The sequence below is a fragment of the Microbacterium arabinogalactanolyticum genome, from assembly GCF_030268005.1.
In the GTDB taxonomy this organism is placed as follows: Bacteria; Actinomycetota; Actinomycetes; order Actinomycetales; family Microbacteriaceae; genus Microbacterium; species Microbacterium arabinogalactanolyticum.
Map to the genome: position 1 here is coordinate 527,444 of NZ_BRZC01000007.1, position 10,728 is coordinate 538,171.

At 69.5% G+C, this 10,728-nt stretch carries 10 protein-coding genes; 4 read left to right on the plus strand and 6 right to left on the minus strand.

Going from position 1 to position 10,728, the window contains the following annotated elements; translation table 11 throughout:
* Position 1 precedes the first annotated feature (1 nt).
* Complete coding sequence (locus tag MIAR_RS14105; protein WP_285637240.1) at positions 2-1,033, plus strand: ArsR/SmtB family transcription factor; 1,032 nt, start codon at positions 2-4, stop codon at positions 1,031-1,033.
* Position 1,034: 1 nt separating this feature from the next.
* Here the strand turns inward: MIAR_RS14105 and MIAR_RS14110 are convergent, their stop codons facing one another.
* Both MIAR_RS14110 and MIAR_RS14115 read right to left on the minus strand, forming a co-directional pair.
* Positions 1,035-2,006 (minus strand): 1,4-dihydroxy-2-naphthoate polyprenyltransferase, encoded by a 972-nt coding sequence (locus tag MIAR_RS14110; RefSeq protein WP_285637243.1) that lies wholly within the window; start codon positions 2,004-2,006, stop codon positions 1,035-1,037.
* A gap of 34 nt (positions 2,007-2,040) precedes the next feature.
* Positions 2,041-2,496, minus strand: coding sequence for an Lrp/AsnC family transcriptional regulator (locus MIAR_RS14115; protein WP_285637245.1), 456 nt, complete (start codon positions 2,494-2,496; stop codon positions 2,041-2,043).
* Positions 2,497-2,568: 72 nt separating this feature from the next.
* On the opposite strand from MIAR_RS14115, the gene MIAR_RS14120 reads away from it, so the two are divergent.
* The gene (locus tag MIAR_RS14120; RefSeq protein ID WP_285637248.1) at positions 2,569-3,999 is read left to right on the plus strand and encodes a DUF6421 family protein; all 1,431 of its coding nucleotides are present in this window, start codon (positions 2,569-2,571) and stop codon (positions 3,997-3,999) included.
* A gap of 117 nt (positions 4,000-4,116) precedes the next feature.
* A complete protein-coding gene (locus tag MIAR_RS14125) occupies positions 4,117-4,761 on the plus strand; it encodes an SDR family NAD(P)-dependent oxidoreductase (RefSeq protein WP_285637251.1) in 645 nt (214 codons plus the stop codon).
* Here MIAR_RS14125 and MIAR_RS14130 read toward each other — a convergent pair.
* Positions 4,724-5,371, minus strand: a complete 648-nt coding sequence (locus MIAR_RS14130) for a TMEM175 family protein (RefSeq protein ID WP_285637253.1) — start codon at positions 5,369-5,371, stop codon at positions 4,724-4,726. The genes MIAR_RS14125 and MIAR_RS14130 overlap by 38 nt on opposite strands.
* 79 nt (positions 5,372-5,450) lie before the next feature.
* Entirely contained in the window at positions 5,451-6,866 is a 1,416-nt protein-coding gene (locus tag MIAR_RS14135; RefSeq protein ID WP_285637255.1) for an MFS transporter, read from the minus strand.
* A gap of 81 nt (positions 6,867-6,947) precedes the next feature.
* Here MIAR_RS14135 and MIAR_RS14140 point away from each other — a divergent pair, with 81 nt between their 5' ends.
* Positions 6,948-8,015 carry a threonine aldolase family protein gene (locus MIAR_RS14140; protein WP_285637258.1) on the plus strand — a complete coding sequence of 356 codons (1,068 nt, stop codon included), beginning with the start codon at positions 6,948-6,950 and terminating at the stop codon, positions 8,013-8,015.
* A gap of 118 nt (positions 8,016-8,133) precedes the next feature.
* Here the strand turns inward: MIAR_RS14140 and MIAR_RS14145 are convergent, their stop codons facing one another.
* Entirely contained in the window at positions 8,134-10,047 is a 1,914-nt protein-coding gene (locus MIAR_RS14145) for a M3 family metallopeptidase (protein WP_285637261.1), read from the minus strand.
* A 91-nt stretch (positions 10,048-10,138) separates the two neighbouring features.
* A complete protein-coding gene (locus MIAR_RS14150) occupies positions 10,139-10,726 on the minus strand; it encodes an NUDIX hydrolase family protein (protein WP_285637264.1) in 588 nt (195 codons plus the stop codon).
* Between the last annotated feature and the right edge of the window lie 2 nt (positions 10,727-10,728).

Below are 10,728 nucleotides of genomic sequence, written 5' to 3' on the forward strand. Positions count from 1 at the left end.
TGTGGATCGAAACGTTCAGCGCCGGCCGGTGGAGGGTCGGGAGCACCCCGATCATCGCGTCGACTTCCACCTGAGCCCCGGTGACATCCAGGCGGTCCGCTTCGGCATCTCGCCCGGTCACGAGTTCGCGCACGCCGTGCGGATCCTGCTGCGGCCCGAGCAGCATCCGCTGCAGTGGGGCTGGCTGCGCCAGGTGCGCGATCGGCTGCCGCGAGAGCCGTTCAGCCTGCTCGCCCAGGTGATCGGCGACGACGGCTACATGCCCGACTTCCTCACCGCGGACGCGAGGTGGGACATGACGCCCGCCGATGAGCTCGCCGCCCTGCGCGAGGCGCCGATCCCCGGCATCCTGGTCGATCTCGGCAAGATGATCGTGCGCTCCTCCGGCGAGCGCCGGGCCGCACTCGTGCGGATGCACGCAGACCCCGTGCGCGCGCGAGCCCTGATCGCCGACGCCTGGGATCAGGTGTGGGATGCCGTGCTCGCCCCCGTGTGGCCGCAGTTGGAACGACTGCTGCGCGCCGACATCGCGGTGCGGGCGCGCACGATCACCACGGACGGCCTCTCCGCGATGGCGGGCGCGCTGCACCCGAACGTGCGATGGAGCGACGGCGCCGTACGGGTGCGCCTGCGCCGGCACAGTGAGGACGTGGACTGCCGCGGCTCCGGGCTGGTGCTCGTCCCGTCGGTGATGTCGTCGTGGGGATGCATGGTGATCACCGAGACGCCCGCGCAGCCGACGCTGTTCTACCCCGCGCGCGGAGTCACGGCGGGGTGGGCGCGAGACAGCGCGGAGCTCGAGGACGCCCTGGGCGCGCTGCTCGGTCCCGCGCGTGCGGGGATCCTGCTGCGGGCGCACGTCGCGCGCACCACCACCGGCATCGCGAAGGATGCCGGGATCGCCGCGTCCACGGCATCCCACCACCTGACAGTGCTCCGCGACGCAGGCCTGATCGCCAGTTCGCGCGAGGGCAATCGGATGCTGCACCTGCGCACCCCGCTCGCCGAGGCGCTGGTCGGCGCGGCGCTCTGAATCAGGCCGCGACGAGCGCCCAGTACATCAGTGCGGCGTATCCGACCGACGACAGCGAGGTCAGGCTCAGGGCGATGATCAGCTCGCGCGGCGTGCGGTACGTCCAGACGATCAGGATCGCCGGGATGATCGCCAGCAGCACCAGGAGTGACAGCCACGCGACGGGGTACAGCAGCAGCGCGAACACTGCCGCGATCACGAAGGGCGCGATGACGAAGACGGTGTAGACGATCTGCGTGGCGCGCTTGCCGATCAGAACGGTGAGCGTGCGCTTGCCCACGGCGCGATCCTGATCGATGTCGCGCAGGTTGTTGGCCAGCAGCACGGCGCAGGCGAACAGACCGGCGGCGACCGCAGCGAGCCACGCCTCCAGCGGCAGCGCGAAGGACTGCACCCACGTGGTGCCGAGCACCGCCACCAGCCCGAAGAACACGAAGACGAACAGCTCGCCCATCGCGTTGTAGCCGTACGGGCGCTTGCCGCCGGTGTAGAACCAGGCAGCGACGATGCACGCCGCGCCGACGAGGAGCATCCACCACTGCTGCGTGCGGATCACGATCGCGAGCCCCGCGACTGCGGCGAGTGCGAAGAACACCAGTGCGGTGTTCAGCACCTGCTTCGGCGAGACGCGACCGGAGGCCGTGAGACGAGCAGGGCCGACGCGATGGGCGTCCGTGCCCCGGATGCCGTCGCTGTAGTCGTTCGCGAAGTTCACGCCGATCTGCAGCAGCACGGCGACCGCCAGGCACGCCAGCGCGATCACCCAGTGCAGGTGGGGATCGGTGACCTGCGCCGCGCCCGTGCCGAGGACGACCGGGGCGACGGCCAGGGGCAGGGTGCGCAGCCGAGCCGCGCCCACCCAGTCGCCGAAGGTCACCGGGCCCGCCTCGATCACGGGCCGCTTCGCCGGGTTGCCGGAGGTCTGCCGCTTCTGCGGCGCGTGCGTGCGCGACTTCTTGGAGGTTCCTGCCACGACCGAATCCTATCGAGCGGGCGCCCCCCGCCGGTCAGGACGCCGGCGGCGAGACGATCGGGCGGTGCTCGTAGTAGGTCTGCAGCACGATCGTCGCGCGCGTGCGTACGTTGGCGATCGAGCGGATGTCGTTGACCAGCTTCTCGAGAGCCCGGGGGCCCTTCACCCGGACGAACAGCATGTAGCTTGCCTCGCCGGCGATGGAATGGCATGCCTCGATCTCGGTCAGGTGCTCCAGCAGCTCGGGGGCGTTGTCGGGCTGGCCGGGATCGATCGGCGTGATCTCGATGAACGCCGACAGCGGCTTGCCGACCTGCTCGGGGTCGAGCAGCGCCTGATAGCCCGTGATGACTCCGCGGGTCTCCAGACGCTTGAGCCGCGACTGCACGGCGGAGGTGGACAGTCCGACGGTCTCGGAGAGCTGGGCGAGCGTCACCCGCCCGTCCCGGGAGATCTCGGCGAGGAGCGCGTGGTCGACAGCATCATCCATGAGTGGAATAATAGTTGTTGAAGCCGGTTCTCACCGGAAAATTTCCGCTTCTGACCACGATCGGAGGGTTCGATGTCCACCATCACCAGCACCATCAACACCATCATCGGCGAGCCCGAGGTCGTGGAGGACGCGTCGACCGCCGAGACCAGCGCGGCCTGGAAGCTGCTGAAGGATGCCGCGATCGCGCTGCGCCCGCTGCAGATCAAGGACGGCTCGGTGCCGGAGGCCGCCGACCGTGAGGCCGCCGCCCAGCACGTCGCCGAGATCATCGCGGGCATCCGCGCGCTCGCCCCCGCCTTCCCGCACGACGCCGACTACCTCGACGCACTCGTGGTCGATTTCCAGCGCTGGGCGGACGGCGGCTTCACCGAGCCCGACTTCCTCGACTCGCTGATGGCGTTCCAGCCCCAGCAGCACCGCATCGACGGCATCCGCCACCTCGTCGTCTTCCCGATGTACACCCAGAACGGCTCGAGCGACCGCCTCGTGGAGGCGCTGATCGTCGAGACGATCTGGCCGGAGTTCATCGCCGAGCTCGAGGCCGGCGACTACGGCAACAAGCTGTTCGTCTCGCTGCGTCTGGTCGACTTCACCCCCGGCTACGACACGAACTCGGCCGTGCTGTTCCCCGAGACCGTCGCGATGCGCGAGATCCCCTCCTTCACCTGGGGCGCGATCTTCCAGGACCGCGAGGCGGCCCGCTACCGTCGCGTGGTCCGCGCAGCATCCGAGATCACCAACCTCGAACTGCCCGAGCGCGCCGCGGCCATGCTCGACGACCAGCAGATGACCGAGAAGACCTTCGTGATGTGGGACATCATCCACGACCGCACGCACATGCGCGGTGATCTGCCCTTCGATCCGTTCATGATCAAGCAGCGGATGCCGTTCTTCCTGTACTCCCTCGAGGAGATGCGCTGCGACATGACGGCGTTCCGCGAGTCCGTGAAGATCGAGCGCGCGTTCGACGCCCGCGTCGCCGCGGGCGAGCAGCTCACCGAGGCCGAGCAGGAGATGCACGACTACGCGCACCTCGTGCAGTACGCGGTGATCTTCGACCGCATCTTCCGCTTCGCGATCACGGGCAACCGCACCCGCAACTACGACGCGGTCGGCGGTCAGCTGCTGTTCGCCTGGCTGCACCAGCACGGCGTGCTGCACTGGACCGACACCGCGCTCGCCTTCGACTGGGACAACGTGCCGGACGCCGTCGTCGCGCTGGGTGACGCGATCGACGACCTGTACTGGCACTCGATCGACCGCCCGAAGATCGCGCACTGGCTGGCGGCCTACGAGCTCGTCCGCGGCACACTCACCCCGCACCCGGCATCGCAGTGGGCACGCGGGCTGTCCGACGAGATCCTCGCCGGCGCCCCCAAGGGCTACACCGATGCCGTGATGGACGACGAGTTCCCGCTGTCGATGTTCTTCGAGACCCTCGACAAGAAGATGAAGCCGGTCATCGAGTCGACCGTCGGCATCCGCGGCACCGATCTGTGACCAGCACAGACGACTGACGCGCAGGTCTGAAGGACGACTCCGCTTCTGAAGGATGATTTCCGGCGGAGCGTCCTTCAGACTCGCATCCATCCTTCATACGCGACGCTGGGAGCGCCCATGAACCGCACGATCCTTCTCGCCGGCGCGACGAGCGCTGCAGGCCTCACAATCACGCGAGCCCTGATCGAGGCGGGGGCCACGGTGATCGCGACCGGTCGCTCTGCCGAGCGCCTCGCTCCCCTCGCGGACGCCGGCGCACGGATCGAGGTGGCGGATGCCACGAGCCTGACCGACATGACAGCACTCGCCGAGCGTGTCGGAGCCGTCGACGGCGTGGTCCCGCTGGTCGGCGGATGGCGCGGAGGCGGCGGGCTCGCCGGTCAGAGCGACGAGGACTTCGACGCGCTGCTGCCCGCCCTTCAGGCGGTGCGCGCGACCAGCCGCGCCTTCGACGCATCGATCAGGGCGTCGGATGCCGGTCGCTTCGCGATCGTGTCGTCCACGGTCGTGAACAAGCCCCTGGCGGGCGGGGCGAACTACGCGACCGTCAAGGCCGCGGCCGAGACGTGGACCCGTGCCGTCGCCCAGGGATATGCGAAGGCCGCCCGCGACGCGGGAACCGACCTGCACGCGGCATCCGTGATCTTCCGTGCTGAGGGCGCGCTCGCCCCGGACTCCCTGGCGCGCGCGGTCATCGCCCTGTGGGACGCGGACGCCGCCGAAATCAACGGGCGCGTCGTCGACCTCGCTCCACCCGCTTGACCAGCCTGATCGCCGGGCCGGTCAGGATCATCAGGAACATCGCGAAGTAGCCGATCTGCGGCACGAGCAGCGCGACGACCAGCGCGACGACGAACAGAGCGACGGTCACCGCATCGGCGCGGATGCCGTCGCGCAGAAGCCCGTCGGGGATGTCATGCAGCTCCCGATGGCGCCGCAGGTAGGCGCGGATCGCCAGCAGTATGAGGTTCGCGACGATGAGGGTGCCGACGTACAGGCACTTCTGCGCCACGTCGTCGGGCATGGCGCCCAGCATCGCCGTCGGCACGGGCAGCCACACGATCGTGAACATCCAGGCGACCGTCAGACCGATCAGCGCGCCGGACGTGCGCTCGACCCGGTCGAAGATCCGGTGGTGCGAGATCCAGAGCGAGGCGATCAGCACGAAGCTCATCACGAAGCTGAACAGCTGCCCGAAGTCCTCGCTGAGGTATTCGAGCACCGTGCGCCCCTCGCGCCCGAGGTCGATGACGCCCTCCATCAGCGGAAGGATCAGCAGGGTCATCGCGATGGCGACCACCCCGTCGGTGAAGGCCTTCAGCCTGTCGGCGGAGAGCAGTGGACGTTCTGACGTCTCGTGCGTGTCGGTCACCGGGGAATGCTCTCGCGAGGTCGTCGCCCCGTCAAGCACTGCCCGCGGCGATCTGCGGAACGGACGCCGTACCGAGGGCTCAGTCCTCCCCATCGGCGGGAGCCGCCGGGTCGACGAGTCCGCCCCGTGCGGCGATCGGCGTGCTGGTCGGCGCGACTGCGGAACTGTCTCCCTCACCCGTCTCCGCAGTCGGAGATCCCGTGGCATCCTGCGCGTACGCGGCACTGAGCCGGCGATAGGCGCGTGTCGTGAACGCGATCAACGCGAGGGCCACCGTCGCCAGACCGGCGAAGAAGAAGATCAGGGCGATGCCGCGAGCCCGGCCGTCACCGATCAGCCATCCCCAGGCCGCCTGCCCGTCGGCGGACTTCATGAACGGGATGATCACATACTGGGCGATCGGTGCGATGAGGAACGCGGTGATGGGCGCCGCGGCGGCTTCCATGGCCGAAGCGAAGCCGAACACGCGGCCCTGCCGCTCGAACGGGACGACCTTCTGGATCACGGTCTGCTCGGCCGCCTCGATCGCCGGCACCAGCGCCATGTACAGCCAGATGCCGACCACGTAGAGCGGCCACCAATCGCGGATGGTGAAGAACGCCCCCAGGACCCCCATACCCACCACGAGCACCAGCATGGTGCGGATGGGGTTGCGCCCCAGGCCCTTGGCCGCGACCACTGCTCCGCCGATGAGGAATCCGGTGGACGCCACGGCGAGCGCGATTCCCCACAGCTGCACCGACATCATCTCGAGGCCGTACGGGTCCATCAGAGCCATGTAGACGCCGCCGATGAGGTTGTTGAACATCGAGAAGAACAGCAGCACGAACAGACCGGGGACGGCCCGGATCGCCCGGATGCTGCCGCGCACGTCCATCGCCGATGGCGCGTCCGGGTCGATGGCCGGCGCCGATTCCGGGATCCGTACGAACAGGATGTGCACGAGAGACACGACGGTGAGGGCGACGGCGATCACAAGCGTCCCGCCCATGCCGAAGAACCCGACCGAGAGTCCGCTGAAGACGCTGGTGACGAGGAACGCCAGCCCCTGCACCGTGCCCACCATGCCGTTCGCGTTGGCGTGCCGTTCCTCCGGCACCAGCAGCGTCACGGTCGTGGACAGCGCGATGTTGCGCATCTGCTCGACCACGGCGCCGAGCAGGATGATGCCCGCGAACAGCCAGAGCCACGGCCCTCCGAAGTCCAGCAGCGCCTGCTCGGGCTGCCACAGGAAGATCAGCCAGGCGAGCACGAACGCGACTGTCGTGATCGCGCTGGAGAAGACGAGCACCGCTCGCTTGCGGTGCCGGTCGACGATCGTGCCGAACACGATGGAGAAGATCGCGATGAGCAGCATGTAGGCCCCGCCGACGATGCCGGTGGCCATCACGTTCCTCGTCTCGAGGTAGACCCAGAACGTCAGCGCGAACCACAGGAAGCTGGTGGTGACGTTGGCGACCATGGTGTTCACCAGCACCTGCAGGAATGTGCGCATGGGACGAGGGTAGGCGGGAGCGCCGACATCCGACAGGGACGTCTGGAGATCGGGACGGATGCCACGCTCTAGGCTTGTACGGTGAGCACTCTGCATGACACCGCCGTCCGCGGCTTCGCATCCGACAACTACTCCGGCATCCACCCCGAGGTGCTCGCGGCGATCGCCGCGGCCAACGACGGTCACCAGATCGCCTACGGCGAGGATCTCTACACGACCCGCCTGCAGGAGGTCTTCGCGCGGCACTTCGGCGAGGGCGTGCAGGCCTTCCCCGTCTTCAACGGCACCGGCGCGAACGTGACCGGTCTGCAGTCGATGCTGCCGCGCTGGGGCGCCGTGATCTCGGCCTCCACCGCGCACATCAACGTGGACGAGGGCGGTGCTCCCGAGAAGATCGGCGGCTTCAAGCTGCTGACCGTGCCGACCGACGACGGCAAGCTCACCCCTGAACTGGTCGACCGCGAGGCGTGGGGCTGGGGCGACGAGCACCGCGCGCAGCCTCTGGTGGTCTCGATCACGCAGTCGACCGAGCTCGGCACCCTCTACACGGTCGACGAGATCAAGGCCCTCGCCGACCACACGCACGAGCGCGGCATGAAGCTGCACCTCGACGGTGCGCGCATCTCGAACGCCGCGGCGGCCCTCGACGTGCCGCTGCGCGCGTTCACGACCGACGCCGGCGTCGACGTGCTGAGCTTCGGCGGCACGAAGAACGGCGCCATGCTCGGCGAGGCCGTCGTGGTGCTGAACCCCGAGGCATCGGATGGCCTGATCTACAGCCGCAAGTACAACATGCAGCTCTCCTCGAAGATGCGCTTCGTCTCCGCCCAGCTGATCGCGCTGCTCGAGGGCGACCTGTGGCTGCGCAACGCGCGCCACTCGAACGCCATGGCCCAGCGCCTGCGCGGCGAGGTCGAGGCCGGGCTCGCCGACGGGTCGATCCAGGGCGTGTCCTTCTCGCAGCCCACGCAGTCCAACGGCGTCTTCGCCGTGCTGCCCGACGGCGTCGCCGACAAGCTGCGCGAGAGCTTCCGCTTCTACGACTGGGACGCCTCCCGCAACGAGGTGCGCTGGATGTGCAGCTTCGACACGCAGGAGTCCGACGTCGACGCGTTCGTCGCCGAGCTCGGGCGGCTCACCACGGCCTGACCCCGTTCTCCTTCGCCGAGACCCCTACCTGTCGCCGAGACCCCTACCTGCAGACGTCTGCAGGTAGGGGTCTCGGCGGTTACTGGGGGTCTCGGCGGATGCGGGTTCGGGTGGGGCGTCAGGCGGCGGGAGCGCCCAGCCACTCCCGGTAGGCGTCGACCGTGAAGGGGCGGCCGAGGAACGCCTCGATCAGATCGGCGGCATCCCTGCGCCCGCCCGGCTCGAGGATCTCGCGGCGGTAGCGGGTGGCGGATGCCTCGTCCATCAGCCCCGTGAAGCCGGTGAGCAGGTCGCGCGCGATCACGAGGCTCCACTGGTACGTGTAGTAGCACGAGCCGTAGCCGGTGAGGTGGCCGAAGGCGGCGTACGAGTGCGTCCCCCGCAGGTGCTGGAGGGGGCTCGACACCTCGTACCAGTGGTCGGTGTCGGCCGCGAGGTCCGCGGGCCGGTCCATGTGCAGGTGGTACGAGACCCGGGCGTGACCCAGCTGCGTGCGCACCAGGAGCGCCCGGCCGAAGGCATCCGCCTCCCGCATCCGCGCGACCAGCTCCGCGGGGATGGGCGCGCCCGTCTCGTCGAGCGCGAAGGAGGCCAGCACGTCGGCATCCCACACCCACTCCTCCAGCATCTGGCTGGGCGCCTCCACGAAGTCCCACTCGGTGGCGACACCGGAGAACGGCGCCCACTCCTGGTCGCCGCCGAGGATGTCGTGGACGAGGTGCCCGAACTCGTGGAAGAAGGTCTGCACCTGCCGATGCTCCATCAGACCGGTCGGGAAGTTGCAGACCAGGGCCGCCTCGGGCAGCACGCGGCCGCGCACTCCGGGAGCCAGGCCGAAGACGGCGGCGTGGTTGAACTTGCCCTCGCGCGGGTGCAGGTCGAGGTGGATGCGGCCGATCCGCTCCCCCGCGCGCAGCACGTCGTACGACCGCACCTCGTCGTGCCAGGCGGGAACATCGACGGGGGCGTACTCGATGCCGAACAGGCGCCCGGTGGTGCTGAGCAGGCCGCCGAGGACGCGGGTGAAGTCGAGGTGGCGGCGCACCTGCTGCGCATCGACGGCGAAGCGCTCCTCGTGCAGTCGGGTGAGCAGGTACATCTGGTCGGCGTTGGTCACGCCCTCGGCATCCGGGACGTCCTCCCGCAGCCGCTCGAGCAGGATCGCGTACTCGGACTCGGCCGCCGCCTTCGATGCCTCGTCGACCTCGTCCAGGAACGAGGCGACCCGGGCTCCGGAGCGGGCCATGCGGTCCTCGGTCTCGTAGTCGGCCCAGCTGGCGTACCCGAGCAGCTCGGCGTGCTGCTGGCGGATGTCGAGCAGCTCGGCGAGAACGGGGTCGTTCTCGGGCCAGGCGAGGTCGGCGCGGGCGACGCGCAGCGCCCTGCGCGTCTCGCGGTCGTGCGCGTAGTTCATCACCACGGTCACGTCGAGGTTGTCCGTCGACACCGCGACCAGGCCGTCATCGCCGACCGGATGCCCGGCCAGGAAGTCCTCGGGGAGTCCGGCGAGCTTGTCCGGGGCGACGCGGATCTCGCGGCGTCCCTCGCGGATGTTCCGGGAGAAGGTCACGCTGAGCTCGGTCTCGCGGGCGGCGAACGCGCGCAGGCGCTCGCGGGTGTCGGCGTCCCGGTCTGCGCCGCCGCGGCGGAAGTCGCGCTGGATCTTCGCGAGCAGCCGGGCGGCGTCGGCGTCGAGCCCCTCGGCATCCGCTGCACCGAAGACCGCTGCCAGCTCGGCGTCGGTCATCAGTTCGGCGTCCTTCGCCTGAGCGGCGGAGGTGCGCGATTCCGCGGCCTCGCGCACGGCCCGGTCGGGATGCACCTCGGCGAGCACCTCGGCCTCGTTGTACGCGCTGCGCAGCTCGATCTGCAGGTCGTTCCACAGCTGCAGCGACTCCAGCGCGGTGCGTGAGGAGCCGTCCTTCAGGCGGGCGGCGAGCTCGTCGACGTGCGCGAGGCGGTCGTCGGTGCGGGTGCTCGCGAACGCGAGCCAGTCGGCGGATGCGGTGGGGAAGGCGATGGGTTCACTCACCCGACCGAGCCTACGCGGGCGCCCTTCGTCTCGCTTCGCTCGCTCAGGAACCGGGTGGGATCGGGCGCTCGCTCAGGAACCGGTTCTGCTGTCAGCGCAGCAGACCGAGGTGCGCGAGTGCCTGGCGGAGCAGCGTGCCGCGGCCGCCCTCCATCTCGGCGGAGAGGCCGTCGGATGCCGCTTCCTCCGGCGAGAACCAGGTGACCTCGAGGGCGTCCTGACGCGGCTCGCACGTCCCCGTCACGGGGACGACGAACGCCAGGGATACGGCGTGCTGCCGGTCGTCGTGGAAGGCGCTCACCCCGGGGATCGGGAAGTACTCCGCCACTGCGAACGGCGTCGGAGAGACGGGGAGCAGCGGGAAGGCCATCGGCCCCAGGTCGTTCTCGATGTGCCGGAACAGGGCGTCCCGGACGGTCTCGCCGTAGCGGACGCGGCCGGAGACCAGGGTGCGGGTGATCTCGCCGAGCGGCGTGGAACGCAGCAGCACGCCGATCGAGGTGACCTGGCCCGCGCCGTCGGTGACGACAGGGACCGCCTCGACGTACAGCATCGGCAGGCGGCGCCGCGCCTCTTCGAGCTCGATGTCGGACAGCCACGCCGGGTTGGAGTCCGCAGCGGGCACGTCGTCGAACCCGAAGCCGCCGTCGGGGTCAGGATCTGGTGTGCGCACCGCCATGA